General features: G+C 72.7%; 20 protein-coding genes. 11 read left to right on the top strand and 9 right to left on the bottom strand.

Annotated elements, in window-relative coordinates; translation table 11 throughout:
• Positions 1-60 precede the first annotated feature (60 nt).
• Positions 61-1,758 (bottom strand): DUF885 domain-containing protein, encoded by a 1,698-nt coding sequence (locus tag ACH45N_RS07565; protein ID WP_397392662.1) that lies wholly within the window; start codon positions 1,756-1,758, stop codon positions 61-63.
• 144 nt (positions 1,759-1,902) lie between these two features.
• On the opposite strand from ACH45N_RS07565, the gene ACH45N_RS07570 reads away from it, so the two are divergent.
• Positions 1,903-4,647 carry a glycosyltransferase family 8 protein gene (locus ACH45N_RS07570; protein WP_397392664.1) on the top strand — a complete coding sequence of 915 codons (2,745 nt, stop codon included), beginning with the start codon at positions 1,903-1,905 and terminating at the stop codon, positions 4,645-4,647.
• Positions 4,648-6,567: 1,920 nt separating this feature from the next.
• On the opposite strand, the gene ACH45N_RS07575 is transcribed toward ACH45N_RS07570, so the two are convergent.
• The 4 genes from ACH45N_RS07575 to ACH45N_RS07590 are packed head-to-tail and all read right to left on the bottom strand — an operon-like array spanning position 6,568 to position 10,521.
• A complete protein-coding gene (locus ACH45N_RS07575; protein ID WP_397392666.1) occupies positions 6,568-8,127 on the bottom strand; it encodes a glycosyltransferase in 1,560 nt (519 codons plus the stop codon).
• A complete protein-coding gene (locus ACH45N_RS07580; protein WP_397392668.1) occupies positions 8,124-8,363 on the bottom strand; it encodes an acyl-CoA carboxylase epsilon subunit in 240 nt (79 codons plus the stop codon). The genes ACH45N_RS07575 and ACH45N_RS07580 overlap by 4 nt, the downstream gene beginning before the upstream one ends.
• Positions 8,360-8,884 (bottom strand): hypothetical protein, encoded by a 525-nt coding sequence (locus ACH45N_RS07585; RefSeq protein ID WP_397392670.1) that lies wholly within the window; start codon positions 8,882-8,884, stop codon positions 8,360-8,362. The genes ACH45N_RS07580 and ACH45N_RS07585 overlap by 4 nt, the downstream gene beginning before the upstream one ends.
• Positions 8,885-8,922: 38 nt before the next feature.
• Positions 8,923-10,521, bottom strand: coding sequence for an acyl-CoA carboxylase subunit beta (locus ACH45N_RS07590; protein ID WP_397392672.1), 1,599 nt, complete (start codon positions 10,519-10,521; stop codon positions 8,923-8,925).
• Between the two features lie 120 nt (positions 10,522-10,641).
• Here ACH45N_RS07590 and ACH45N_RS07595 point away from each other — a divergent pair, with 120 nt between their 5' ends.
• The 3 genes from ACH45N_RS07595 to ACH45N_RS07605 all read left to right on the top strand — a co-directional run bounded on the left by ACH45N_RS07595 (position 10,642) and on the right by ACH45N_RS07605 (position 13,068).
• Positions 10,642-11,490: a biotin--[acetyl-CoA-carboxylase] ligase gene (locus ACH45N_RS07595; RefSeq protein WP_397392674.1), complete on the top strand. Its 849-nt coding sequence runs from the start codon at positions 10,642-10,644 to the stop codon at positions 11,488-11,490.
• 162 nt (positions 11,491-11,652) lie between these two features.
• On the top strand, positions 11,653-11,949 hold the full coding sequence (locus tag ACH45N_RS07600; protein WP_397392676.1) for a hypothetical protein: 297 nt from the start codon (positions 11,653-11,655) through the stop codon (positions 11,947-11,949).
• 51 nt (positions 11,950-12,000) lie between these two features.
• Entirely contained in the window at positions 12,001-13,068 is a 1,068-nt protein-coding gene (locus tag ACH45N_RS07605; protein WP_397392678.1) for an adenylate/guanylate cyclase domain-containing protein, read from the top strand.
• Between the two features lie 41 nt (positions 13,069-13,109).
• On the opposite strand, the gene ACH45N_RS07610 is transcribed toward ACH45N_RS07605, so the two are convergent.
• On the bottom strand, positions 13,110-13,907 hold the full coding sequence (locus ACH45N_RS07610; protein ID WP_397392680.1) for a crotonase/enoyl-CoA hydratase family protein: 798 nt from the start codon (positions 13,905-13,907) through the stop codon (positions 13,110-13,112).
• A 74-nt stretch (positions 13,908-13,981) separates the two neighbouring features.
• Complete coding sequence (locus ACH45N_RS07615; protein ID WP_397392682.1) at positions 13,982-15,679, bottom strand: lysyl oxidase family protein; 1,698 nt, start codon at positions 15,677-15,679, stop codon at positions 13,982-13,984.
• A gap of 219 nt (positions 15,680-15,898) precedes the next feature.
• On the opposite strand from ACH45N_RS07615, the gene ACH45N_RS07620 reads away from it, so the two are divergent.
• The 3 genes from ACH45N_RS07620 (at position 15,899) to ACH45N_RS07630 (ending at position 18,289) form a co-directional block, all read left to right on the top strand.
• Complete coding sequence (locus ACH45N_RS07620) at positions 15,899-16,570, top strand: HAD family hydrolase (RefSeq protein ID WP_397392684.1); 672 nt, start codon at positions 15,899-15,901, stop codon at positions 16,568-16,570.
• A gap of 76 nt (positions 16,571-16,646) precedes the next feature.
• Positions 16,647-17,294 (top strand): RNA polymerase sigma factor, encoded by a 648-nt coding sequence (locus ACH45N_RS07625; RefSeq protein WP_397392686.1) that lies wholly within the window; start codon positions 16,647-16,649, stop codon positions 17,292-17,294.
• Positions 17,291-18,289, top strand: a complete 999-nt coding sequence (locus ACH45N_RS07630; RefSeq protein ID WP_397392688.1) for a hypothetical protein — start codon at positions 17,291-17,293, stop codon at positions 18,287-18,289. Before ACH45N_RS07625 ends, ACH45N_RS07630 begins: the two co-directional genes overlap by 4 nt.
• A 150-nt stretch (positions 18,290-18,439) precedes the next feature.
• Here ACH45N_RS07630 and ACH45N_RS07635 read toward each other — a convergent pair whose 3' ends face one another.
• Positions 18,440-19,195 (bottom strand): SOS response-associated peptidase, encoded by a 756-nt coding sequence (locus ACH45N_RS07635; RefSeq protein ID WP_397392690.1) that lies wholly within the window; start codon positions 19,193-19,195, stop codon positions 18,440-18,442.
• Between the two features lie 130 nt (positions 19,196-19,325).
• On the opposite strand from ACH45N_RS07635, the gene ACH45N_RS07640 reads away from it, so the two are divergent.
• The 4 genes from ACH45N_RS07640 (at position 19,326) to ACH45N_RS07655 (ending at position 25,749) form a co-directional block, all read left to right on the top strand.
• The gene (locus ACH45N_RS07640) at positions 19,326-20,582 is read left to right on the top strand and encodes a multidrug effflux MFS transporter (protein WP_397392692.1); all 1,257 of its coding nucleotides are present in this window, start codon (positions 19,326-19,328) and stop codon (positions 20,580-20,582) included.
• A 111-nt stretch (positions 20,583-20,693) separates the two neighbouring features.
• Positions 20,694-22,940, top strand: a complete 2,247-nt coding sequence (locus ACH45N_RS07645) for an esterase-like activity of phytase family protein (RefSeq protein ID WP_397392694.1) — start codon at positions 20,694-20,696, stop codon at positions 22,938-22,940.
• Positions 22,941-22,993: 53 nt separating this feature from the next.
• Complete coding sequence (locus ACH45N_RS07650) at positions 22,994-24,241, top strand: LCP family protein (protein ID WP_397392696.1); 1,248 nt, start codon at positions 22,994-22,996, stop codon at positions 24,239-24,241.
• A gap of 191 nt (positions 24,242-24,432) precedes the next feature.
• Entirely contained in the window at positions 24,433-25,749 is a 1,317-nt protein-coding gene (locus tag ACH45N_RS07655; protein ID WP_397392698.1) for an LCP family protein, read from the top strand.
• A 40-nt stretch (positions 25,750-25,789) separates the two neighbouring features.
• On the opposite strand, the gene ACH45N_RS07660 is transcribed toward ACH45N_RS07655, so the two are convergent.
• Positions 25,790-26,395, bottom strand: coding sequence for a LysE/ArgO family amino acid transporter (locus tag ACH45N_RS07660; RefSeq protein ID WP_397392700.1), 606 nt, complete (start codon positions 26,393-26,395; stop codon positions 25,790-25,792).
• Positions 26,396-26,408: the final 13 nt, after the last annotated feature.

The following is a 26,408-nucleotide window of genomic DNA, read 5'->3' on the forward strand; positions in this document are numbered from 1 at the left end:
CCCCCGTCACGTGTCAGACGGACAGGTCACCCGAGGGACCTGTCCGCCTGGCACGCGGGTTCAGGAGAGCGCCTCGCGGAGGGTGTCCAGGCCCACGGAGCCGAGGTTGAGCGCCCGGGCGTGGAACGCCTTCGCGTCGAACTCCTGGCCCGCCGGCACGGCCGCCTTCGCGGCGTCGCGCGTCTGCTCCCAGAGGCGCTGCCCCACCTTGTACGACGGCGCCTGCCCCGGCCAGCCGAGGTACCGGTTGAACTCGAACCGCACGAACTGCTCGGGCATGTTCACGTTGGCCAGCAGGAACGGCCAGCCCTTCTCGGCGGTCCACGTGCCGCCGCCCCACTCCTCGGGGGCGGGCAGGCCGAGGTGCACGCCGATGTCGAACACCACGCGGGCCGCCCGCAGGCGCTGCGCGTCGAGCATGCCGAGGCGGTCGCCCGGGTCGTCCATGTAGCCGAGGTCGGCCATGAGGCGCTCCGCGTACAGGGCCCAGCCCTCGCCGTGGCCGGACACCCAGCAGGCCAGCCGCCGCCAGGTGTTCAGCGTCTCGCGCGCGAACACGGCCTGGCCGCACTGGAGGTGATGGCCCGGGACGCCCTCGTGGTAGACGGTCGTCTTCTCGCGCCACGTGTTGAACTCCGTGACGCCAGCCGGCACGGCCCACCACATGCGGCCGGGCCGGGACCAGTCGTCGCTCGGCGGGGTGTAGTAGATGCCGCCCGACTGGGTCGGCGCGATCATGCACTCCAGGTCGAGCACGGGTTCGGGGACGTCGAAGTGGGTGCCGTTCAGCGCGGTGATCGCGGCGTCCGACGTCTCCTGCATCCAGGCCTTGAGGGCGTCCGTGCCGAGGAGCTTGCGGGCGGGGTCGGCGTCGAGCACCGCCACCGCCTGCTCGACGGTGGCGCCCGGTCCGGCGATCTGGGCGGCCACCTGCTCCTGCTCGGCGACGACGCGAGCCAGCTCGTCGAGCCCCCACTGGTACGTCTCGTCGAGGTCCACCTGCGCGCCCAGGAAGTGCCGCGAGAACAGGGCGTAGCGCTCGCGGCCCACGGCGTCGGCCTCGGGGGCCCGCGGCGCGAGGTCGCGCTCCAGGAACTCCGCCAGCTTCCCGTAGGCCGCGCGGGCGGTGGTCGCGCCGTGCTCCAGCTCCTTGCGGACCAGGCTGCACGCGGCCGACTCGTCCAGCACCGCGTCGACGGCGGCGCCGCGCGTGAACGACGTGAAGAAGGAGTCGCCCCCGGCCAGCTCGCGCGCCTGGTCGACGCACTCGCGCACCTGGCGGATCGCGGCGACGTTCCCCTGGGCGGCCGCCGCCGTCAGCGACTCGATGTACCCGTCGACGGCGTCCGGCAGGCCGTTGAGGCGGGACGCGATGTTCTCCCAGGCCTCGACCGAGTCCGTGGCCATGATGTCGAAGACGTCGCGCAGACCCTGCACGGGCGAGGCAATGTTGTTCAGGTCGCGCAGGCCCTCGCCGGCCGCGTGGAGCTCGAGGTCGAGCCCGACCCGCTCGCGCATCGCCGACAGCGTGACGCGGTCGACGTCGTCGGCGGGCTGCACGCCGTCGAGCCGGGCCAGGACGTCCCGCCCGGCCTGGGCCAGCGCGTCGTGGCCGGCGGGCGAGAGGTCACCGATCTCGTGGTCGTGTCCGGGCAGGCCCATGGCTGTGGCGGACAAAGGGGCGAGTTCAGTGAGACGCTTGACGTAGTCATCGGCGATGACGTCGATCTGCGTGGATGTGCGCACAGGGCTGGTCATGTCGGCCGAGCCTACGTGCCTCGCCGATGACAAACGAGAAGTTAACGTGCTATGTGGCGCTCGTGGGGCCTCTGGATCGGCCTGGACGGTACGATCGTCCCCGGCTTGAGCGCCCAGCTCGCCGACCCCGAGAAAGGTATATGGATGAACGTTCGAGGCCGGAGCCTGCGCCGTCGCGCACTTCGCAAAATCGCCAGGACGGCTGATCGCTGGGCCGGCACCAGCGCGCCGCAACCCAAGAAGTCCGCCGAGGCAGCTGCGAAGGCACCGTCCTCGGGGTCGTCGGCCAAGCCGACGGTCAACGAGAAGGCCGCCGCGCGCCTGCGCGGCTCGTACCGCCAGATGACCGAGGTCGTGCTCGGCCTGGAGCCCGGCAGCCTGCCCGAGGAGGAGGTGCGGGCGAAGCGCCAGTACGTCCACGCCGCCAAGCGCCTGGCCGCCGACGCCGAGCTCACGCGCAGCCTGCGGTCCGGCATGCCGCTGACCGACGCCGTGGTCAAGCTGATCCGCGGCCGGTTCACGCGCAAGCTGAACGCCGAGGTCCTCGTGGGCGCCCGCGCGCTGTGCCACTCGCTGCACAGCCAGCCCGAGACCCGCGTCGCCGGCGCGCTCGGTGGAGCGCTCGTCGCCCGCCACGCCGGGACCTACGACCTCGCCTGGGACCTGTTCTCCGAGGTGCCGCGCGACGCCGTGGCCCGGAACGCGCCGGTCGAGTTCCTCCGCACCGCCGCCCAGGTGGGCCAGCTCGGCGTGGTGGACGAGGTCGTCAAGTGGATCGACCAGGGCGTGGTGCAGGGCGCCAAGCCCCTGTACAACATGGCGTCCATCTTCTTCGCCGTGAAGGAGTACACGGCCGCCTCCCGTGCGATCGACGCGGCCCGCGAGGCCGGCGACGCCGACGAGGCGCTGACCCGCCGCATCGAGCTGCTGGCCGACTTCACGTCGCGCGCGATCACGCCGCAGACCGCCACGGTCCCGGAGGGGCGCGTGTCGTTCGGCGTCATCGACTACAAGCAGCCGGACGAGGGCACGACGTCGTCCAACGTGGGCGACTACGTCCAGACCATCGCGAGCCTCGGCCACCTGGTCCGCCACGCGAACCTGCGCCTGCACGGCGACGACGAGCTCGTCGGCGTGGTCTCCGAGCTCCAGGGCCGGGTGCGCCCCGAGCTGCAGATCGACGGCCCGGGCGCCGACGTCCAGCTCATGGCCCTCAACCGTGACTCGTCGAGCTACGACGCCGTCCCGGAGAACACCTGGGCCATCGCCTTCGGCTGGTACATGCAGGACATCTTCGGGCTGGCCTACGACTTCCCGTTCAACCCGAACGTGAACCCGCTGTTCATCTCGTTCCACGTGAACCGCCCGAACATGCTCACGCCCGAGGCGATCGAGTACCTCAAGGCGCACGGCCCGATCGGCTGCCGTGACTGGAACACGGTCTACCTGCTGCTCGCCCGTGGCGTGCCGGCCTTCTTCTCGGGCTGCCTCACCACGACGATCAGCACGGTGTTCCCGGACGCCGCCACGCCGGTCCCGGTCGGCGGCCCCACCGCCTACGTGGACACCCCGGCGCCGACGGACGACGCCATCCAGATCACGCAGGTGCACGAGGACGTCCGCTGGACCTCGATGGGCCCGAACGTCCGCGAGGCGCTGGGGCTCCTGGAGAGCTACCGCACGGAGTTCGGCCAGGTCGTCACCTCGCGCCTGCACTGCTACCTGCCGTCCTGGTCGATCGGCGCGAACGTGCAGTTCACCCCGAAGAACCGCGCCGACGTGCGGTTCGCCGGCCTGCTCGACGCCGACGAGAACGACCTGAACGAGATGCGTGAGCGCATCCGTCGCCTGCTCGCGCCGGCGATGGCCCTCGTGCTCCAGGGTGCGTCGCGCGAGGAGGTCTACGCCGAGTGGCGCAAGACCGTCGCGCCCGAGGTCGCCCTGGCCGAGGAGCGGTTCGCCGCCCCGATCATGAAGCTGACCGCGTCCTTCGACGTCGACGAGGCGTGCCGGACGGCGCGCGCGTCGCGCGTGCTGACGCCGGCCACCGCGCCGCGCACCGGTGAGGTCGTCAACGTGGCGGTCGCGCTGGACGGCAACCTCAAGCAGGAGATGGAGATCGTCATCGGCGGTCTGGTCCAGCACTCGGACCGCCCCCTGCACGTCGTCGCCCTCACGCGCGACCACACCACGGAGGACCACGACCGGCTCGCCGGCCTGTTCCCCGAGGTCAGCTTCGAGTGGATCGCGTGCGACGACATCGACTACGGGCCGGTGCTCGGCATGCTCAAGCACATCACGGTCTCCACGATGGACCGCCTGCTGCTGCCGGAGCTGCTCCCGGACCTCGACCGCGTGGTCTACCACGACATCGACGCGCTGACCGTCAAGGACATCGCGACGCTGCACGACATCGAGCTCGACGGTTCCCCGCTCGCCGCCCGCCCGTCCGTCGGGCACGGCGTGCGCAGCGGCCTCGGCAACATCCTGAAGCAGGGCCGCCGCCTGACGGAGGAGCCCGTGGTCGCCAACGAGTTCTTCCGCGCGATGTACCAGCGGCACCCGAACGACTTCGACGGCTTCAACGCGGGCATCCTGCTCATGGACCTCGCGCAGATGCGGTCGGAGGGCTTCACCGCCGACTACGTGGCGTACGTGGAGACCTACGGTCTCAACGACCAGGAGATCCTGAACTGCTACGCCGGTTCCCGGTACCGCAAGATCGCGCCGGCCTGGAACAACTGGCCGACGCAGGAGACGGTGACCGACCCGAGCATCGTCCACTGGGCGGGCTGGCTCAAGCCCTGGAACCAGGAGCTGTACGTCAAGTACCGCGAGCTCTGGGACAAGGGCAGCGCGTTCGTCGAGGCGCGGCGCGCGGCGGCCTGACCTGATGACCAGGAGCCCGGACGGGGTACCGCACCGCGAGGTGCGGCACCCCGTCCGGGCTCCTCGCGTCCCCGGGGGCGACGCCGACCTGCGGGCGGCGAAGCGCCGGGCACGCGACCTCGTGGCGGCGGGGGCGCCCGCGTCCGAGGTGGACGACGCCTACGGCCAGGTGCTGCTCCTCGACCCGACGAGCGCCCAGGCCTGGGCCGAGTGGCGCGACGCCCCCCGCGGGGCCGACGACGTGCCGCTCCCGGAACGGCTCTCCGCGCTCCAGGCGCGCACGTCGCGGCCGCTCCCCGTGGTGCTCCTCGCCCTGCTCGGCGGGCCGACGGCGGACGAGGCGCGCCGCGAGCACGCCGCGCACCTCGCGACGTTCCTCGAGTCCGACGACGCCGTGGCGTGCGCCCGCGTCTGGGCGGCCTACTCGGGCCTCCGTCCGCTGCCCGAGGCCGACGCCGCACGCGTCGGGGCGTTGCAGCCCGCGGTGATCAAGCTGTACTTCGCGGCCACGCGGCCCCGGGTGCTGACCTTCGAGGAGGCGGCCGAGGCGGGGGAGCAGCTGTCCGCCGACGCGGTCGCGTGGTGGCAGGACGAGTTCCTCAGCCCGGACGTCCCGCGGGCGCACGACCGGGAGTTCGTCACGCCGGCGCAGCGGCGGATTCACGAGGCGGCCGACCCGTACCTGGGCCACCAGTCGCGGGCGGTCCGGGAGCGGCGGCTGGTGCTCCGCGACCCGGTGAGCGGCGCCGAGTGCGCGCCGTTCGACACGGTGGTGACGGTCGGCAAGGCCGTCTACTCCTTCGGGGACACCGAGCACGCCATGCTCGTGAGCGTGCTGGGCGGTTTCAAGGCCGCTTACCTGTTCCTTCCTGCCCGGAGCCTCGTGCTGAATCTCGGCGCGTTCACCGGGGCGGTGCTCGCGCCGCGCAAGATCACCAACCTGTCGGCGGACCTGCTCCGCCGGGTCGTGGCCCGGCGCGACCAGTACGACCGCGCGGTCGCCACCCGCCCGGACCCGCGCGCGCGACGTCAGGTGGTGCTCCAGATGACGGTCGCGGAGAACTTCGCGCACCACGTCTGGAACTTCTACCCGGGTGTCGAGCGGCTGATCGACCACGGGCTGGCCGGCAACGTGGCCGAGGTGCGCACGGCGGGGTCCGGCTTCTTCGGGACGTTCGAGGAGCTGTTCCCGGAGTTCTCGGCGGCCCGCGTCGTCGACGAACCGCGCCGGTCCCTGCGCGATCCCTATCCCTTCTCCCGCGAGCACCTGGTGGTCTCGGTCGGCGGGTACTTCATCCGGCGTTCCCTCGTGGACCGCATCCGGCGGCGGATGGCCCGGGCCGAGCCGGCGCCCGGGTACCCGCAGCCGCCGCCGGTCAGGGACGGGCCGGTGGTCTGGATCGGGCTGCGTGTGCGCAGCCGCGCGTGGGCGGACCAGGAGCGCGAGGCCGCCCGGTTCGTCGACGCGCTGCACCGGCGCTATCCGCGGGCGCTGGTGCTCCTGGACGGCTACTCGTACCCGGTCGGCACCGACCTCGTCTCGGACCGGTGGCGCGTCAGCATCGAGGAGCTGCACGCGGTGGCGCGCGCGATCCGGGGCGACGTCCGGCGTCCGGACCAGGTGGTCGACCTGGTCGGCAGCACGCTGCGGGAGGCCGTGCTGTGGGCCGAGGCCACCGACGTGTATGTCGCGCCGAACGGCACCAGCCAGCACAAGGTGGGCTGGTTCAGTGACGCCCCGGGCGTGGTCTACGCGCCGCCGAGCCTCGGCGACGTCCCGCCGGAACTACGGCCGGGCGCGCGCGAGGCGGAGGGGCGGCCGGTGCCCGTGACCCTGCTGGGCGAGCCGGTGGGTGAGGGCGAGCGCCGTCGGCACGACGACGTCCGCCCCCACCTGGACAACCTCCGGATCGACCGGCGTCAGCTGCTGGCGACGGTGTGCGAGCTGCTCGACTCGCGGCTCGCCACCTGGCCGAGCAGGTCCCGCCAGGCGTCCCTGTACCGGCGCGGCGAGAAGCTCTTCGTGACGCGCTTCGCCTCGCGGCCGAGCCGGCGGGCCAGCCGGTCGTCCTGGAGCACCTGAACCAGGCGGTCGGCCAGTGCCTGCACGTCGTCCCGGGCCACCAGGAACCCGTTCTCGCCGTCGCGGATCACCTCGGCCGGGCCGTAGTTGCAGTCGTACGCCACGAACGGCGTGCCGACCGACATGGCCTCGGTGAGGGTGAGCGGCAGCCCCTCGTAGAAGGACGTCATGGCCGCGACCCGGGAGCCGGCGAAGGCGTGCAGGGCCTGGGACGTCGCGCCGTGGAACCGCACGGTGGTGCCGAGGTCCAGGCCGAGCTCGGTGGCGAGCTTCTTGAGGGACTCCTCCTCGACGCCGTGCCCGTACACGTCGAGGTGCGCGCCCGGGACGCGCTCGTGCACCAGCACGAACGCCCGCAGCAGGTGGTCGAGCTGCTTCTGCGGTGCGAGCCGGCCCACGAACACCACGGAGTCGCCGTCCCGCCGCACGCCGCGGACGCGGGGCTTGGGTGCGGCGTGCCGCAGCACGTGCAGCGGCAGCCCCGGGTACCGCTGCAGGAGGTCGGTGCGCTGCCGTTCGGTGAGGCAGACCATGGCGTCCACGTTGGTCGTGTCCGAGAAGAAGCCGGTCCAGTGCGGTTTGGTGGGCGCCGCGGCGTCGTAGGGCGCCGCAAGGTGCGAGTTGTGCAGCACCGACACGCCCCGCAGGTGCGGGTGGCGCATGAGGCGCAGGCTCCGCTGCCACACGTTCTCGCCGTCGGCGAAGACCACGAGGTGGCGCGCGGAGGCGAAGGTGGTGTCGAGCCAGCGGGCGATCGCCCCCGCGTAGTCCCCGACCTCGTCCTCGCGCAGGCGCAGGTGGGCCTCGCCGGCGCCGACGTGCCCGTCGACCTCGGCCTCCAGCCAGACGGCGCGTCCGTCGACGACGAGCTCGCGCCGGCGGCCGCCGCCCGGCGGGAGGTGGTCGATCGCGACGAGCGCCCCGTGCGCGAAGTGCCACAGCGACTCGCGCGTGCCGTCCTCGCGCAGCACGACGAGCTGGCGCGTGACGTCGGCGTCCGGGTCGAGCAGCTCGATGGTGCGCAGCTTGTCGTCCACCAGGGTGCGCACCTGGCGCACGTCGCCCACGGTCCGCCGACGGCGCTTCACGCCCGGCCCGTCGGCGATGCGGGGCACCGAGACGGGCTCGACCTCGCGCGCCCGCGCCCGGTCGACGGCGTCGGGTCCGTCGCGCCACAGGACCAGCAGGCGCACGTCGGGCCGCAGGAGGCCGTGCGAGCGGACCCAGTCGCCGTCGTCGTCCAGCAGGCCCGTCACCACGAGGGTGGTGCGGTACCCGAGGCCGGCGTAGAGGTTGGCGCGGGCCAGGACGGCGCGGGTGCCACCCGCGATGCGCTGGCCGAGCGAACGGACGAACAGGACGACGTCGGTGTCCCCGGGGCGGGGAGCGCTGGTCATGAGCGGAGGCTCCAACGCCATGCGTCGGCGTTGTGCCGTCCGGAGCGCCCGCCGAAGTTCTTGGCGGTCGCGGCACCGTTCCCGCGCAGCACGCGCGCGTGGTTGGTCCACTCGTCGAGCGGCGCGGCGTCGTCGGGCTCCGTGCCGGCCGCCGCGACCGCGGCGAGGCCGGCGACCAGGGCGGCCACCTCGACGTCGTCGGGCTCACCGCGGACCACCCGGACCTCGGGGCTCACTCGTCGTCCTCCTCGTAGAAGCCGAAGCCGGGGGCCTCGCCGCGCGAGGCCGCCCACTCGGCGATGTCGTAGCCGCCCTCGGTGAGCTGCGTCGCGACGGACTCGCCGGCAGCGTCGAGCAGGTCGATCACGCCGTCCAGCGAGGCGTCCCCGCCCCGCGCGCCCACGACGAAGCCGAGGTAGAACGACTCGCCCTCCTCCGGCGCCTCGGACTCGAGGATCTCGTCCTCCTCGCCCTCGTGCTCCGGCTCCCACACCGACGAGGTGAGGTCGGGGTGCATGCCCAGCGCGCCGTGCAGCACGTCGAACAGCGCGGCGTTCAGGTGCCCCACCTTCGACTCGAGGGCCAGCACGCGCGGGTCCTCGTCGGCCTCGGCGGCGCCGAACTCGGCGCGTACGCCCACGGCGGTCCCCACGTAGTCGTGCAGCGCGGCCGCCAGGGCATCGACGGCGCGGTGCATCGGCTCCGTGTCGACGCGGCCCATCGGCGCCGGGCCGTGGGTGGCGTCTTCGTGGCTCATGCGGTCTCCTCCAGGTCTGGACCGGCTCGACATCCCGCTCAGAGCGGGATGTTGCCGTGCTTCTTCGGAGGAAGCGTAGATCGCTTGGTGCGCAGCGCGCGCAGGGCACGCACGACCTGCACCCGGGTCTCGGACGGGCGGATGACCGCGTCGACGTAACCGCGCTCGGCGGCGTCCCAGGGGTTGACGATGGCGTCCTCGTACTCGGCGGTCAGCCGGGCCCGCTCGGCCTCGACGTCGCCGCCCGCCTCCTGGACCGTCTTCAGCGCGCCGCGCTGCAGGATGTTCACCGCGCCGCTCGCGCCCATGACGGCGATCTGGGCGGTCGGCCACGCCAGGTTGACGTCGGCGCCGAGCTGCTTGGAGCCCATCACGATGTACGCGCCGCCGTACGCCTTGCGGGTGATGATCGTGACCAGCGGCACCGTGGCCTCGGCGTACGCGTAGATCAGCTTGGCGCCACGGCGGATGATGCCCTGGTGCTCCTGCCCCACACCGGGCAGGAAGCCCGGCACGTCCACGAACGTCAGCACGGGGATGTTGAACGCGTCGCAGGTGCGCACGAACCGCGCGGCCTTCTCGGCGGCGTCGATGTCGAGCGTGCCCGCCATGGACTGCGGCTGGTTGGCGATGATGCCGACCGACTGGCCCTCCACGTGCCCGAACCCGATCAGCACGTTCGTGGCGAACATCGGCTGGACCTCCAGGAACGACTCCGGGTCCAGCACCGCCTCGATGGCGTCCCGCATGTCGTACGGCTGGTTGTCGCTGTCCGGGATCAGCGTGTCGAGCGCCTCGTCCTCGGCCGTGACCTCCAGCACCGTCTCGTCCTCGGGCGGGAACGCCGGGGCGTCCGACAGGTTGTTCTGCGGCAGGTAGCTCACGAGGTGGCGCACGTAGTCGAGGGCGTCGTCCTCGTCGCTGCCCATGTAGTGCGCCACGCCCGACCTCGAGTTGTGCGTGCGGGCGCCACCCAGCGTCTCGAAATCGACGTCCTCGCCCGTCACGGTGCGGATCACGTCCGGGCCGGTGATGAACATGTTGGAGGTCTGGTCGGCCATGACGATGAAGTCGGTCAGGGCGGGGGAGTACACCGCACCGCCCGCGCTCGGGCCGAGGATCAGGGAGATCTGCGGGATCACGCCCGACGCCGCGACGTTGCGCCGGAACATCTCCGCGAACTGCGTCAGGGCCGCGACGCCCTCCTGGATGCGTGCGCCGCCGCCGTCGCTGATGCCGATGAGCGGCACGCCCGTGCGCAGCGCGAGGTCCTGCACCTTGGTGATCTTCTGGCCGTGCACCTCGCCGAGGCTCCCGCCGAACACCGTGAAGTCCTGGGAGAAGATGCACACCTGGCGGCCGTCGATCGTGCCGTAGCCGGTCACGACGCCGTCGCCCGCGATGCGCTTCTTGTCCAGGCCGAAGTTGCGGCTGCGGTGCTTGGCCAGTGCGTCCAGCTCGGTGAAGCTGCCCTCGTCCAGCAGCGCGTCGATGCGCTCGCGGGCGGTCTTCTTGCCCCGCTTGTGCTGCTTCTCCTGGGCCGTCACCTCCGGCTCGTCGATGGCGGCTGCCCGGCGTGCGTCGAGGTCGTCGAGCTTGGCGCGCGTGCCGGCGAGGGTCGTCGTGGAGTCGTTCACATCTCCGAGCGTAGTTGTCGGATGCCTCCCGCTCGATGCGGGAGCGTCCAGCGGGTCGCGCCGCCGACTTGTGGGGTTCCTCCAAGGGCGGTCGTGCGGCCCAGGAGAGAGGATGAGGACGTGCGCCCCTCCCTGTTTCTCGACCGGCTCTCCGTCCCCGGGTTCGCCCGGGTCGAGGTGGTCGAGACCTCGCCCTCCACCAACGCCGAGCTCGTCGCCGCCGTCCGGGCCGACCCGGCCGCCTGGCCCGCGCCGTCGGCCCTGGTCGCGGAGGAGCAGACCGCCGGCCGCGGACGCGCCGGACGGTCCTGGGAGACGCCGCCGCGCGCCGGTCTGACCGTCTCCGTGCTGCTCCGGCCCCGTGTCCCCGCGGAGAGCCTGGGCTGGCTCCCGCTCCTCGCGGGCCTCGCGGTGGTCCGCGCGGTGTCCGACGGCGGGGTCGTCGCCGCCGTGAAGTGGCCCAACGACGTGCTGCTGCCCGCCGCCGACACCGTCGCCGGGCTGGGCCTGTACCGCAAGGTCGCCGGGATCCTGGCCGAGGTGGTGCCCGAGACGCCGGACGCCTCGCGGGCCGTGCCGGGCGCCGCCCCCGCCGTCGTGCTCGGGATCGGCCTCAACGTGTCGCAGTCCGCCGAGGAGCTCCCCGTGCCGACGGCGACGTCGCTGGCGATCGCGGGCCATCCCCGGCCCGACCGCACCGACGTGCTGGTGCGGATGCTCGGCGAGGTGCACGCCGTCGTCCGGCGCTGGGAGGACGCGGACGGCGACGTCGTCGCCGCCGGCCTGCTGGCGGAGTACACGGCCGTGTCCGCGACGCTGGGCACCCGCGTGCGGGCCGAGCTCGCCGGGGACGCGGGTGTGGTGGAGGGAGAGGCCGTGGGTCTCGACGCCACGGGCGCGCTGACGATCCGCACGGACGCGGGCGAGGAGCGCACGGTCACCGCGGGCGACGTCTGGCACCTGCGGTGACGCCGTCTCCTGCCCGTGCGGCGGCGCGGGGCGGTCCGGGTGAACTCGCGCGCGGCGCCGGGTGAACTCGACGGCAGCCCCTGCCACTGAGCCCCTGACCTGCGGTAATCTCCGCCACAAGCGACGACGGGCAGCACGGGCGGGTGACGGTCAGGAGACGCCATGGAGGCAGGACGAGCCACGGTCGGGGTGGCCAAGGGAATCGTGTGCGCCGCGGCGGTGGTCGCGGTCTACCTGATCAGCACGGTCCGGCTGGACCGGGGGATCGTCCAGAGCGAGGGGACGCCGACGGCGGGCCTCGTCGCGGCCGGGATCTCCTGGCTGCTGGTGGTCTGGGTACTGCTCTACCGGGACGACGGCGTCCCGGGGGTGCGGCTGGGCCTGTGGAACGTGGTGACCGTGGTCGGCATGCTCCTGGTGCTCGCGGGGATCCCCCTCGTGCTGACGTTCTGGGGCTGAGCGGCACGGATGCATGCGGGTGCATGAGGTGCGCCCGCCTACAGTGGTGACGTGCTCCACAACTCCGAGACGTCCCCCACGAACCACGAGACCCCCGGCGCCGACACCGCGGCCCGGCTCGACGAGACCCTGCTGGGCGGCGCCCGCCGCTACACCCTGTCGCAGGTCGTGGAGCTCACCGGGCTCGACAAGCAGTTCGTGACCCGCTACTGGCGCTGGATCGGCCTGCCCGTCACGCACCCCACCGAGACCTGGTTCACCGACGCCGACGTGGAGGCGCTCAAGGACGCGGCCGGCCTCTTCGAGGCGGAGCAGATGGACGAGCGCGCCCAGATGACCTTCATCCGGTCCGTGGGCCACACGACCGAGCGGCTCGCGCTGTGGCAGGTCGAGGCCCTCGTCGAGCACCTCGCCCGGCGGTACGAGCTGGACGAGACGTCGGCCCGGCTGCTCGCGTTGGACAAGCTCCCGGAGATGTCCGAGATGCTGAGCCGCCAGCTCGAGCACGCCTGGCGGCGTCAGCTCGCGGCGCTCACGGGCCGCACGGCCATCGAGTTCGCCGGGGCGCGCGGCGACGAGAGCAACGACGGCCACCAGCTCCCGCTGCTGCGGGCGGTCGGGTTCGCCGACATCGTCTCGTTCACCAAGCGCACGGCGGGGCTCGGCTCGGAGGAGCTGGCGGAGTTCGTGCAGCGGTTCGAGGCCGGCGCGCGGGACGTCATCGTGAACGCGGGCGGCCGCGTGGTGAAGACCATCGGCGACGCCGTCCTGTTCGTCACCGACGACGTCGCCACCGGGGCGGAGGTGGCCCTCGGCCTGGCCGAGACCTCCGGGGCGCAGCTCGGCACCGCCGCGCCCGGCGACCCCGAGATCCCCGTGCGCGTCGGGTTCGTCTGGGGGCGGGTGCTGTCGCGGTTCGGCGACATCTTCGGCCCCACGGTGAACCTCGCGTCGCGCCTGACCGAGCAGTCCGACCCGTCGACCGTGCTGGTCGACAAGGAGACCGCCGCGCTGCTCGCCACGAGCTCGCGCTACGCGCTCACCGCGCAGCCCGAGCGCGACGTCCCGGGCATCGGCCCGCTGGCGCCGGTGCGACTGCAGCGGGCGTACCAGGGCTGACGCGGGGTCGGTCCGGCGGGGTCGGCGGCGCGCGCCCCTACTCAGCCCTCCCGGCCACCCCGCATCCGCTGCAGCGCCCGCATCGCGCCGGGCAGCAGCCGGAGCTGCTCGCGGCGCTCGGCCGCGAACGTGCGGCGGTCGCCCGACGACCAGCGCCGGTCGAAGAGCCGCTTGGCCGCCGCGACGGCCTCGGGCCGCCGCTCCGCGATGCGGCCGGCGAGCGCGAACGCCTCGTCCAGGGGCGTGTCGGTCACGGTGCCGGCCAGGCCGAGCCGTCCGGCGTCGGCCCCCGTGAACTCCTCGGCGGTGAAGGTGAGGCGTTTCGCCGTCTCGATGCCCACGAGCTGCGTCAGCGCGCGGATCCCGGACATGTCGGGGACCAGGCCGCGCTCGACCTCCTTGACCGACCAACGGGCGTCGGGCGTGGTCAGGCGCAGGTCGGCGGCCAGCGCGATCTGCACGCCCGCCCCGATGACGTGCCCGTGCACGGCCGCGATCACCGGGACCGGCAGGCGGCGCCAGGTCCAGCAGGCCTCCTGGAACAGGTTGGTGCCGCGCGGCGTCGGCACGAAGGCCCGGGCGACCGCCGCCGGGTTCCGCGCCGCCGAGCCGAGGTCGAGCCCCGCGCAGAACGAGCGGCCGTTGCCGGAGACGACGACCGCACGCAGCCCGGGTTCGCGCCCCAGGCGGCGTGCGGTGGCCCTCAGCTCGCCCAGCATGCCCAGCGACAGCGCGTTGAGCTTGTCGGGCCGGTCGAGACGGACGTCGGCGATCCCGTCCGCGAGGGTGCAGGAGACACCGCTCCCGGACGGGATGCCGGTCGTGCTGCTGGCGTTCATGACGCGCAGCCTACGGTTCGGCGCACGAGCCGGGTGCTCGCACACGACCTCCGTGCTGGTTCAGGACCTCCGCGCTAGTTGACGACCTCCGTGTCGACGCCCTCGTACGGCGGCACCGTCACGGTGCGCTTGCCGGGCTTGCCGCCCAGCACGACGGTGCGGTAGCTGACGTTGTTGTCCGTCGTCAGCTCGTGCAGGGCGCCGTTCGGGTTCACGGTGATCTTGATCTGGTAGGTCCCGTTCTTGACACCCGCCAGGTTGAACGCCTGTGTCTGGGTCTGGTTGTAGGTGTCGCCCCAGCCGACGGGCAGGACCTCGCGCAGCCACAGCGCGGACCGGTCGCCGCAGGTGCTGTCGAGGCCGGTGGCCTCGGGCCGCCAGGTCGCGCCGGGCACCGACAGGTCGACGGCGTTGGTGGGCGCGAGGCACCACGACTGCTTGCCGCTCGTGGTCACCAGGGAGCCGTCGGGCTTGACCAGCTCGTAGCTCGCGAAGTCGAGGAAGTGCCAGTGGTCGTGCTCGGGGGCGGCGTGGTACTTCATCTTGCCGGTCTTGGTGCTGCCCACCTCCTTGCCGTCCCGGTAGAAGAACTGGTAGGCGTCCATGACCTCGGCGGCGCCCTTGCGGTAGCCCTCGACCACGAGAGGCGCCGGGCCGGCGTTCCACTCGTTGGCGTTGAAGGTGAGGCGGTCGGTCCCGGAGGCGCGCTCGATGCCGATCTGCCATGCCGGCAGGGAGAGCAGGTCGGGGAGCGTGTCCTCGGCCGGGGCCTTGTTCGACGGCTTGGTCCCCGGCTGGCCGAGCGCGGGGTGGTCGCCGCCGTGCTCCTGGCTCCCGCCCTGGAGGGTGAAGAGGTTCGCGCGGTGCGAGGAACCGGCGCCGTCGCCGGTGCCGTGGCTGCCGTGGGCGCCACTGGCCATCGCCCGGACCTGGTCGGCGTGGGTGGATGCGGCGTCACCCTCGGCCAGCGTGCTGAAGCCCTCGGAGGGCGCCCCGAGGAGCGCGTCCCCGACCTCGCCGCAGTCCACGACGCTGCACTCGTCGATCACCTTGACGCGCTGGGACACCGAGCGGCCCGCGGCGGGGAGGCCCAGGAAGTCCGCGACGGGGTCGCTGATGGTCACGGTCATCCGGAGGTTCTTGCGCGTGGTCTTCAGCTCGAAGTACGTGTCGAGCTTGGTCGCCCAGCCCTGCTCGATGCCGGAGACGCTGGACTTGGTGAACCAGTCGCCGCCGCAGAACATGGGGTAGATCGGCTCGGTGTTGCCCGTCGGCTCGACGCGCTGGCGCTCCATGCCGCTGAGGCACAGGCTGCGCGACTTCTTGACCAGCACCTTGCCGGTCGAGTCCGTGACCTGGACCGTGAGGCCCTTCTTGAAGCCGCCCAGCCCGTCGACGATCGCGGCGGGGGCCTTCGTGGTGGTGCGCTCGTCGCCGCGGATCACCGTCTTGGTGAGTGTTGCGCGGGCGGAGGGCTTGGCCTTCTTGGCCCAGAACTCGTAGCCCTCGCCGTAGGCGGCCATCCAGACGCCGGAGTCGAAGTACACCCAGCCGTCGTAGTTGTAGGCCTCGACGGTGCTCGCCGCCGGGGCGAAGCGCAGGCCGCGCTGCGCGCCGGTGGGCGCGGCGTCCGCCGGTGCCGCCGCGATCGGTGCGGCGGAGGCGGTGGCGTTGGTCGCGCCGCCCTCGCCGAGCAGGCCGAGGGCCAGCACGACGGCGACGCCCATGGTGAGCAGGCGCGGCGACGGCCGGGACAAACGTAGTGCGGTCATGGATCCCCCAGATCGGTGAGGACAGGAACCTGTCACCGCTAGGGACGCACGAGAGACCCGGTTCGTTGGCGGGCGCGCCGAATTCACCCGGTGAATGTTGTCCGGGCAGGTCAGACGGCACGCAGCGCACCCGGCCGGCGCCCGGGCCGGCTGGGCCGGGGCCGCCTCCTCGCCGGGGTGACGGGCGGGCCACGGACCGACGTGTGACACGATGCGAGCGTGCTGAAAGTCGTTCTCTTCGATCTCGACGACACACTCGTGGACCAGGAGGGCGCCTCTCGGACGGCGCTCCTGGACTGGCTGCCCGAGCTGGGTCTGGACCACGACGACCCCGAGGAGCTGGTCACGGCGTGGGGCGGCATCGCCGAGGAGGCCTACGCCCGGTACCAGCGGCGCGAGATCACCTTCCAGGAGCAGCGGCGCGTCCGCGTGCGCGAGTTCCTGGGGGCGGACGCCACCGACGACGAGGCCGACGAGCTGTTCTCCGGCTACCTGTCGCGCTACGAGCAGGCCTGGACGGCGTTCGACGACGCCGTCCCGGCCCTGCGCCGGGTGCGGGACGCCGGCCTCGTCGCCGCGCTGCTCACCAACGGCGACTCCGCCCACCAGCGACTCAAGCTCGACCGCACGGGTCTGGCCGCGCACGTCGACGTCGTCGTCGCCTCGGACGACCTGCCCGCGGGCAAGCCGGACCCGCGTGCCTACGCGGCGACCTGCGAGGTGCTCGGGGCGGTGCCGGGCGACGTGCTGATGGTGGGCAACGACGTCGAGAAGGACTACCAGGGCCCGCTCGACGCCGGGCTCGCCGCGGTGCTGCTGGACCGGTACGACCGGTACCCGGAGGTCGAGGCCCGCATCCGGACCCTCGACGAGATGCCGCCGGCAGCCTGATCGCGGACCGCCTGTAACGCCGGGCCGGCGTCCGGACATGACCGTCTCGTCACCGCTAGCCCAACGAGAGGTCCACATGTCGGCCCCAGAAGCTCCGCCACCCGATCGCGAGGCCCGGTTCACGGCGCTCTTCGAGTCCACCCACCGCGCGCTGCTCGCCTACGCCGTGCGCCGCGTGGCCGAGCCGGCAGACGCCGCCGACGTCGTGGCCGAGACCTTCCTGGTCGCCTGGCGGCGCATCGACGACGTCCCGGGCGGCGCGGACGCCCGGCCCTGGATGTTCGGGGTCGCGCGCCGGGTGCTCGCCAACGCGCGGCGCGGCGACCGCCGTCGGCTCGCGCTCGCGGACCGGCTGCGCGCCCACCTCGCCGACGTCGTCGACGCGCCGTCCGGTCCGGGCACCGATGTCGAGCGGGCCCTCGCGCGGCTCTCCGGTGACGACCAGGAGCTGCTGCGCCTGGTGGCGTGGGAGGGGCTCGGCCGCGAGGAGATCGCTGTGGTCCTGGGCATCTCGCGGACCGCGGTGCGGGTCCGGCTGCACCGCGCCCGCCGCCGGCTCGCCGACGAGCTGGCCGCGGTGGCCGCGGCGGACGAGGACGTCGCCGTGCCCCGGGCACTGCCGACGGGCGACGGCGACCGGACGGCCGTGAAACGTTCCGTCCCGGACGGACAGGTGATGAGCAGGTGGGCAGGAGCCCACCACGGGACCGAGGAGGCACGATGACGGACGCGATGAAGCAGCTCAAGGCTGCGGACCCGGTGGGCCGGGCCGACCTCGACGCCGTGGAGCCGGTGGCGCTCGCCACCCTGCGTGAGGAGATCATCATGACCGGAACCCAGCTCGACGCCGCCGAGGCGGAACGCACGGCGGCCGCGGCAGGACCGTCCCGCGCCAGCACGCGGAAGCTCGGCCGCCGGGGGGCGGTCGTCGTCGGGCTCGCCGCCGTGCTCGCCGGGGGCGGGGTCGCCTACGCGGCGATCCAGGCCTTCGTCGCGCAGGACACGGCGGGCCTGACCTGCATGGCCACCTGGAACGACAGCGCTCTCGAAGGGCAGGGTGTCGACGCCGGCGGCCCGTGGCTCACGGGCGACGCGGTGGCCGACTGCACGACGATGCTGGCCGAGGCCGGCCTGCCGCCCGTCGCCGACCCCGTCGTGTTCGAGCACGACGGCTGGGTCTACGTGACCCCGGCCGACCAGGCGCCCGACTGGGCCGAACCCATCGACACCGGGAGCGGACCCGCGGCGGACGCGGCCGTCATCGAGCTGCGGCAGAGCCTCGGCGACCGGGTCGACGGCGGCTCCGGCGCCTGCCGCACCATCGATGAGGCGGTCGTCTGGGCACAGTCCGAGCTTGACCGGCTCGGGCTGGAGGGCTGGACGATCGAGACGGAGGACGCGAACGACCCGACCCGGGCGTGCTCGACGGTGTCCGCGGAGGAGACCGGCAAGGTGCTGGTCTGGGCTGACGCCGATCCGGACGACGTCTACGGCGTTCCGGAGCTCGACCCGATGGTGAGTGCGCTCCGCGAGGTCGCCGCAAGCGAGTGCCCGACGATCGAGCAGCTGAGCTCGGTCGTCGACGAGGAGCTCGCGTCGCTCGGCCACCACTGGCCGACGACCACGGTCGAGGACGACGCGGCGCGGTGTGCCCGGGTGGACATGGTCGTGGGCGGCAGCGTCCAGGTCACGGTGTACGGGCCGCCGACGGCGGGCTGAGCGGCGGGCACGGCCGCCCGCCGAGTTCGGCAGGTGGCATCGAGGTCGGCACAGCCCTGTGCCGACCTCGATGCCACCTGCCGAACTCAGGGCCTGATGGCCCCAGGGCAATTGGCCAACAGCTTGTTGGCCGGACTCGGCGAGCGGCTGTCAGACCCGGACCGGCTCCGGGTCCCTCGGGTCCGGGTCCTCCTCGATCAGCGACGGGCCGTCGTTCTGCACCGAGCCGACGGCGTCGCCGACCGGAAGGGTGGTCAGCGGTGCGTTGTCCAGCTGCAGCAGCTTGGACGCGTCGCCGACCGCGGGGTCGAGCCACTCGTCCCAGGCGCTGGGCGGCAGCACGAACGGCATGCGGTCGTGGATCGGGGCCATGCTCTTGGACGCCGGCCGGGTGATCACCGTGGTGGAGACGAGCCATCGGTCGGGGTCGGTCTCGCTCGCCGCCGGGTTGCGCCAGAACTCGTACAGCCCCGCGAACGCCGCGACGTCCGCCTCGGCGGGGTGGATCCAGTACGGCTGCTTCGGGACCTTCTTCGAGCCCGTCGCGGGCGGCGCCAGCTTGCGCCACTCGTAGTAGCCGTCGGCCAGCACGATGCAGCGCCGCACCTTGAAGGGCTTGGCGAACGCCGGCTTGTCCAGCAGCGACTCGGACCGCGCGTTGATCATGCGCGCGCCGCCGCTCGGATCCTTGGACCAGGACGGCACGAGCCCCCAGCGGGCGAGCCGCACGGACCGCGTCACCTCGTCGGAGCCCTTGGCCGCCCGCTCGACGACGATCCGCACGGGGTCCGTCGGCGCCACGTTCCAGGACGGCGGCAGCAGCCGCGCGTCCTCGGCGATCTCGGCGATCGCGAGCTCGTCGGCGAGGTCCTGGGTCTGGGTGAAGGAGGCGAAGCGTCCGCACATGGGACCAGCATGCCCCGAGCCACTGACACTCGCGGGAGCACGGCTCCCGGTGGTGAACCGCCGGCGAACACCTGACCGGAGAGCGAGATCACTCTTCTCATCGTCGTATCGATTCGATAGCATCGGACCCATGCCAACCTCTGCGCCGTCGGGCGTCTCCCCAGTCGTGCCCGCGCGCCGAGCGTCGTCCCGGTCCACCGTCAAGTGGGTCCTCATGCTCGGGGCCCTGTCGGCCCTGCCCGCCTTCACCGTCGACATGTACCTGCCGGCCCTGCCGCAGGTCGCCCTGGACCTGGGGTCCACCGAGGCGCTCGCACAGCTCACGGTGTCCTGCATGCTCATCGGCGGTGGTGTGGGCCAGCTCGTCATCGGGCCGCTCTCCGACCGGTTCGGCCGCCGCGCCCCGCTCCTGGTCGGCCTTGCGCTGCACGTCGTCATCTCACTGCTGTGCGCCGTGGTCACGAGCATGCCGCTGCTGATCGGCCTCCGCCTCGCCCAGGGCTTCTTCAACGCCGCGGCCGGCGTGGCCTCGGTCGCCATCGTGCGCGACCGCTTCGTGGGTGCCGAGGCCGCCCGCATCCTGTCCCGCCTCATGCTGGTGATCGGCGTGGCGCCGATGTTCGCGCCCACGCTGGGCACCTTCGTGCTCGCGCACGGTCCCTGGCGCTGGGTGTTCGTGGTGCTGGCCGTGATGGGCGCCGCGCTGGCCGTCGTGGTGCTCCGGGTGATGCCCGAGACCCACCCGCCGGTCAAGCGGCTCACCGGCGGCGTCCGCACCGTCGCCGGCGGCTACGTCAAGCTGCTCAAGGACCGGCACTTCATGGCCCTCGCGGTGATCCCGGGCCTGGGCTTCGGTGTGCTGATGAGCTACGTGGTGGGCTCGCCCATCATCTTCCAGCAGGAGTACGGGCTGAGCGAGGGGCAGTTCGCCCTGCTGTTCGCGATCAACGGCGTGGGGCTGGTCCTGTCGGCCCAGGTCAACGCGGCGCTCGTGCGCAAGGTCGCCCCGGTCCGGCTGCTCCGGTTCGGGGTGGTCGCCCAGGCGATCCTCGTCGTCGTGCTGCTCGTGGTGGTCCTGACCGGGGCCGGCGGGCTGATCGGCCTGCTGGTCGCCCTGTGGTGCGTGCTCGCGTTCCAGGGGCTCGTCCCGGCCAACGCGTCCGCACTGGCGCTGTCCCGGCACGGCGAGATCGCCGGCACCGCGGCGGCGATGATCGGCGCCGTCCAGTCCCTGATCGCCGGCTCGGTGAGCTCGCTCGGCGGGTTCCTCGGCGGGGACGCCGCGGCCATGGCCCTGGTGATGCTCGCCGCGGTGACGCTGGCGATCATCGTCCTGGCGACCGCCACCCCGGCGTTCCGCCGCGGCGGCTGGCACATGCCGGTCTGAGCCCCTCCTGCGCGCTGCGGCACTCTCGGGCGCTGAGCCCCGGCCGAGAGTTCACCGGGAGGTAGCGCCAGGTTCACCGGGATGTGGGGTGCGCCCACTTGGCTCGGCCGCATGAGCACACCCCTGCGTACCCGCGCCACGCGCGTGGTGGCCGCCGCGGCGACGGCATCGTTGCTGCTGCCGGCGGCCTCCGCCGTCGCCGGCCCTCGGCCCGTCCCCGCCTCCGAGCACCATGGCGGGACCCACCTCGCCGCGTCCCTGGCAGGCCGCGCCACACTGTCCGCCGACTACCTGGCGGACGGCCCGCCGTCGGGCGCCGCCGCGAGCCCGGGCAACGGGCGCCAGGGCCCCTGGGACGGCCAGGTGATCCCCGGCTTCTCCGCGATGGTCGACAACCACGACGGCACCTTCTGGGCCCAGCCCGACAACGGCTTCGGCGCCAAGGGCAACTCCGCCGACTTCCTGCTGCGCAACTACCTGGTGCGCCCCCAGTGGGACACCAACCGCCGCGGCTCGGGCGACGGCGAGATCGAGGTGCTCGACCTCATCGGGTACAACGACCGCAACGACGTGCTCGACGTCGACATCGTCAACGAGGACACCGAGGAGCGGCTGCTCACGGGTGCCGACTTCGACATCGAGTCCCTGGTGCGCGCCGCCGACGGCACGTTCTGGGTGGGCGAGGAGTTCGGCCCGTTCCTGCTGCACTTCGACGCCGACGGCACCCTGCTGGAGGCCCCGTACGCGTTCCCGGACGGTAAGTCGCCCGGCAACCCGTACCTGGAGCCCGGTGAGACGCCCAACGTGGGCAGCAGCCGCGGCTTCGAGGCCATGGCGGGCATCGGCCGCTACCTCTACCCGGTGGTCGAGGGCGCCCTGGCGAACGACACCGACCCGCGCCGCCGCTGGATCTACCAGTTCGACACCCGCCGCGGCGAGTACACGGGCAAGCGCTGGGCCTACCAGACCGACCAGCCCGCCGACGTCATCGGCGACGCCTACGCGACCGGCCGCGACACGATGCTGCTCATCGAGCGCGACGACTTCGAGGGCGACCAGGCGGTCACCAAGCGCGTCTACGAGATCGACCTGGGCACGACGGACCGCGACGGGTTCGTGCGCAAGGAGCTCGTGGTGGACGCCCTGCGGATCGACAACCCGCGCGGCATCGACGCAGGGGAGGGCTACGGCCTGGGCGACACGTTCGCCCTGCCCGTGCAGTCCTTCGAGACCGTCCTGTTCGTCGACAAGGACACGCTGCTGATCGGCAACGACAACAACTACCCGGGCAACGACGCGCGCGTCACCGGCACCCCGGACGACACCGAGATGGCCCTGGTGGACCTCAGGAAGAAGCGCGTCACGGACGACGGCGTCACCGTCGTCGGGCACCGCGGCGCCTCCGGCTACCGGCCGGAGCACACGCTCGCCGCCTACGAGACCGCCATCAACCAGTGCGCCGACTACATCGAGCCCGACGTGGTCCCCACCAAGGACGGCGTGCTCGTCGCCCGGCACGAGAACGAGATCAGCGGCACCACCGACGTCGCCGCGCACGCCGAGTTCGCCGGTCGCCGCACGACGAAGACGATCGACGGCACCCGGATCACCGGCTGGTTCACCGAGGACTTCACGCTCGCCGAGCTGCGCACCCTGCGCGCCAAGGAGCGTCTGCCGCAGGTCCGGCCGCGGAACACCGCCTTCGACGGGCTGTACCTGATCCCGACGCTCGACGAGGTGCTCGACCTGGCCCGCAACAGCCGCACCTGCGACGGCGCGCCCGTCGGCGTCTACCCGGAGACCAAGCACCCCACCTACTTCGACTCGGTGGGCCTCTCCCTGGAGGAGCCGCTGGTGGCCGAGCTGCGCCGCAACGGGTTCGACGACGAGGACGCACCGGTGATCGTGCAGTCCTTCGAGGTCGGCAACCTGCGGGAGCTCGACGAGCTCACCGACGTCCCCCTGGGTCAGCTCGTCAGCAGCAGCGGTGCGCCCTACGACCTGGTGGCCGCCGGCGACCCGCGCACCTACGCGGACCTCGTCACCCGCCAGGGGCTCCGCGAGATCGCGACGTACGCCGACGGCATCGGCGCCGAGAAGAACGTGCTGATCCCGCGCAACGCCGACGGCACCCTCGGCGCGCCGAGCAGCGTGATCCGTGACGCCCACCGCGCGGGCCTCGAGGTGCACACCTGGACGTTCCGCCAGGAGAACCAGTTCCTGCCGGCGGAGTTCCGCTCGTCGGCCGACCCGAACGCCGTCGGCGACCTCGTCGGCGAGATCCGCGTCTTCCTGGACGCCGGACTGGACGGGTTCTTCTCGGACAACCCGGACCTCGGCGCCGCCGCGGTCAGGTGATCTCCGGGTGACTTAACAGGCCCCGTGCCGGGGTACGTGCTTATGCTCCGCATGTGCCCCGGCACCTCCGTCACCAGCGCAGTCATCGCGCCGCGCGCGCCGCGGCGCTCGTCGTCGTCGGCGCGCTCGCCCTCGTCGCGGCGGGTGGCGCCGCCGCCTACCTCGACCTGAAGCAGCAGATCGGCGTCAGCGACGTCTCAGGTCTCGTCAAGGGCCCGACGCCGTCCGTGGACCCCGACGACCCGTTCACCGGGCGCAGCCTGAACATCCTCGTGCTGGGCACCGACCTGCGGGGCGGCGAGAACACCGAGATCGCCGGTGCGGGCGACGGCGGCATGCGGTCGGACACCACCATGCTGGTGCACATCTCCGGCGACCGGTCCCGCATCGAGGTGGTCTCGATCCCGCGTGACTCGCTGGTCGACATCCCGTCGTGCAAGCTGCCCGAGGGCGGCGAGTCCGGCGCCACCTACGGCATGTTCAACAGCGCGTTCACCATCGGCGGCGGCGCGGCCGAGGACCTCACCTACGCCGCCGCCTGCACCATCTCGACCGTGCAGACCCTCACGGGCGTGCCCGTCACCAACCACATGGTCGTGAAGATGGACGGCGTGGTCGACGTCGTCGACGCCCTCGGCGGGGTGCGCATGTGCCTGCCCGAGCCGCTCGTCCAGAACCCGGCGTACGGCCGGTTCGAGCTGCCCGCCGGTGAGCAGACCCTCGACGGCCGCCAGTCGATCGGGTTCCTCCGGGCGCGGCACGGCACCGGCCTGGGCCTGGAGCAGGGCAGCGACCTGACCCGCATCGACCGCCAGCAGGCGTTCGTCGACGCGCTGGTGCGCCAGATCCTGGCCCAGAACATCGTGACCAACTCGCCCAAGCTGTACCGCACCATCGAGGCGGTGCTGCGCGCCATCTCGGCCGACCCCGGCCTGGCCGACCCGGCGGCGCTCGCGGGCCTGGCGTTCAGCATCCGGGACATCGACCCGGCCGAGATCGTGTTCACCGAGCTGCCGGTGGTCGCCGCGCCGACGGACCCCAACCGGGTGGTCTGGACCGAGGACGCCACGGCGATCTGGGAGCGCCTCGCGGCCGACGAGCCGCCGCCCGGGCACGAGAGCGCGGAGCCGGGGTCCGGCGGGGCGTCGGACAAGCCGTCGGGCGGTGCCACGGGCGAGGCGACGGACGGGTCCACCCGCGGAACCACGGGGCCCGGGTCGGACGACGGCACCACCGTGCCGTCGGACACCCCCGACCCGTCGCCCTCGCCCTCGCTGCTGCCTGGGGTCTGCGCGGACTGACCTGAGGGTCGTATCCCTGACGCGGCCTGGATGCTGCCTGAGAACGGCGCGACTTATTTACACGATTGTTGCACTGAGGCCCTAGTCTCCGATGCGTGGCGAGTGACTTCTGGACGGCAGTGCGACCTGTCGGCGAGATAATTCCCGGGGTTCCCCGACATGCGCGCACGGGTGATCGTCAGCCGCGCCACGTGCGCAGCTGGCGCAAGGCGCTCGTGTTCCGCAGCGTCACGATGGGCGTGGTCGGGGTGATGGCCTTCGGTTCCGCGGCGGCCGCGACGGCCTACCACAACGCGATCTCGCAGATCGAGGTCCAGGACCTCGACGGCCTCGTGACCGAGGTGGTCGAGCCGAAGGACCCGTCCGACCCGTTCAAGGACCAGCCCGTCAACCTGCTCCTCATGGGCACGGACATCCGGGACGGGACGAACGCCGACATCGGCGGCACCGTCTCCGGCATGCGCTCGGACACCACGATGCTGGTGCACATCTCGGCCGACCGGCAGTGGATCGAGATCGTGTCGCTGCCCCGCGACACGTTCGTGGACATCCCGTCCTGCAAGCTGCCCGACGGGAGCCAGTCGCAGCCGTACCGCGACAAGTTCAACGCCTCGTTCACCGTCGGCAGCGGCGGCACGGACATGAAGTACGCGGCCGCGTGCACGATCAACACGGTCAACGCGATCACCGGCGTGACGGTGACGAACCACGCCGTGGTCAAGATGAACGGCGTGATCGACGTCGTCGACGCGATCGGCGGCGTGAAGATGTGCCTGCCCGAGGCGCTGCACGGCAACCCGAAGTCCGCCCGCATCGACCTGCCCGCGGGCGAGAACCTGCTCGACGGCAAGACGGCGATCCAGTTCCTCCGCGTGCGCAAGGGCACGGGCATGGGCCTGGAGATGGGCAGCGACCTGACGCGCATCGAGCGTCAGCAGGCGTTCATCAACGCGACGTTCCGGCAGATCCTGTCCGCCGAGACGCTTGCGGACCCGACCAAGACGTTCCGCCTGATCAACGCGGCCCTCGGGTCGCTGAGCGCCGACCCGGCGATCGCCAACCCGGGCAGCGTGGCCGGGCTCGCGTGGTCGCTGCGCGAGATCGAGAAGCGCAACATCATCATGACCAAGATCCCGGTTTACGACACGGAGGAGGGCGGTGTCGGCGGGCTCGGCTGGGGTCCGGAGGCCGCGGAGATCTTCGCCCGTCTGGCCGCCGACCAGCCGCCGGAGGAGGTCGTGCTGGACACGGCGGAGCCGGCCCCCTCGGGCAGTGCGAGCGGTGCGGCGCAGGGCGGCGACACGGCCGGTGACGCTGGTGGTGACACCGCCGGTGGTGGCACCGAGGAGGGCGCGGACGCCGGCGGTGACGCGGGGAGCACGGAGGGCGGCGACGCCGGGACGGGTGACACCGCCGAGCCCGGGGCCGGCGACGGCACCGCTTCCGAGCCGGCCACCCCGAAGCCGAGCCCGAGCCCGGAGGTGCTGCTCGACGGCGTCTGCGCCTGACGCGTCAGCCTGACGCGTCAGCCGGTCGTTCGTCCTGGGCTCAGGCGCCCAGGACGAGCGTGGCCGCGACGACCACCATGGTCACCGCGACCACGCTGTCCAGGACGCGCCAGGCGCCCGGCTTCTCCAGCAGCGGCGCGAGGTAGCGGGCCCCGTAGCCCAGCGCGACGAACCACGCCGTGCTGGCCAGGCAGGCGCCGAGCCCGAACCACCAGCGGTCGTCGCCGTGCGTGGCCGCCAGGCCGCCCACGAGCACCACGGTGTCGAGGTAGACGTGGGGGTTGAGCCAGGTCAGTGCGAGGGTGGTCGCGACGGCGGCGCCCATGGTCCGCGACGTCATGCTGTGCCGCCCCATGACGACCTGCTGGCCCTTCCAGGCACGGCGGGCGGCCATGCCCCCGTAGGCCAGCACGACGACGGCGCCCGCCCACCGCGCGACCTCGACCACCATGGGTGCGCTCTGGATCAGGGTGCCGAGCCCGCCGACCCCGGCCGAGATGAGCACGAAGTCGCTGACGGCGCAGATGCCGGCGACGAGGCCTACGTGCTCCCGCCGCAGGCCCTGGCGGAGGACGAAGATGTTCTGCGCACCGACGGCGACGATGAGGGAGAGGCCGAAGGCCATCCCGGCGAGCGCTGAGAGCATGCCTGAACCGTAG

The organism is Promicromonospora sp. NPDC019610 (assembly GCF_044389365.1).
GTDB lineage: Bacteria > Actinomycetota > Actinomycetes > Actinomycetales > Cellulomonadaceae > Promicromonospora.

Excerpts from the sequence above, each read along its gene's own strand:
- ACH45N_RS07610 (WP_397392680.1), bottom strand. The coding sequence starts at position 13,907 with ATGAACGCCAGCAGCACGACCGGCATCCCGTCCGGGAGCGGTGTCTCC.
- ACH45N_RS07600 (WP_397392676.1), top strand. The coding sequence starts at position 11,653 with ATGGAGGCAGGACGAGCCACGGTCGGGGTGGCCAAGGGAATCGTGTGC.
- ACH45N_RS07635 (WP_397392690.1), bottom strand. The coding sequence starts at position 19,195 with ATGTGCGGACGCTTCGCCTCCTTCACCCAGACCCAGGACCTCGCCGAC.
- ACH45N_RS07630 (WP_397392688.1), top strand. The coding sequence starts at position 17,291 with ATGACGGACGCGATGAAGCAGCTCAAGGCTGCGGACCCGGTGGGCCGG.
- ACH45N_RS07640 (WP_397392692.1), top strand. The coding sequence starts at position 19,326 with ATGCCAACCTCTGCGCCGTCGGGCGTCTCCCCAGTCGTGCCCGCGCGC.
- ACH45N_RS07645 (WP_397392694.1), top strand. The coding sequence starts at position 20,694 with ATGAGCACACCCCTGCGTACCCGCGCCACGCGCGTGGTGGCCGCCGCG.
- ACH45N_RS07585 (WP_397392670.1), bottom strand. The coding sequence starts at position 8,884 with ATGAGCCACGAAGACGCCACCCACGGCCCGGCGCCGATGGGCCGCGTC.
- ACH45N_RS07565 (WP_397392662.1), bottom strand. The coding sequence starts at position 1,758 with ATGACCAGCCCTGTGCGCACATCCACGCAGATCGACGTCATCGCCGAT.
- ACH45N_RS07575 (WP_397392666.1), bottom strand. The coding sequence starts at position 8,127 with ATGACCAGCGCTCCCCGCCCCGGGGACACCGACGTCGTCCTGTTCGTC.
- ACH45N_RS07570 (WP_397392664.1), top strand. The coding sequence starts at position 1,903 with ATGAACGTTCGAGGCCGGAGCCTGCGCCGTCGCGCACTTCGCAAAATC.
- ACH45N_RS07615 (WP_397392682.1), bottom strand. The coding sequence starts at position 15,679 with ATGACCGCACTACGTTTGTCCCGGCCGTCGCCGCGCCTGCTCACCATG.
- ACH45N_RS07625 (WP_397392686.1), top strand. The coding sequence starts at position 16,647 with ATGTCGGCCCCAGAAGCTCCGCCACCCGATCGCGAGGCCCGGTTCACG.
- ACH45N_RS07660 (WP_397392700.1), bottom strand. The coding sequence starts at position 26,395 with ATGCTCTCAGCGCTCGCCGGGATGGCCTTCGGCCTCTCCCTCATCGTC.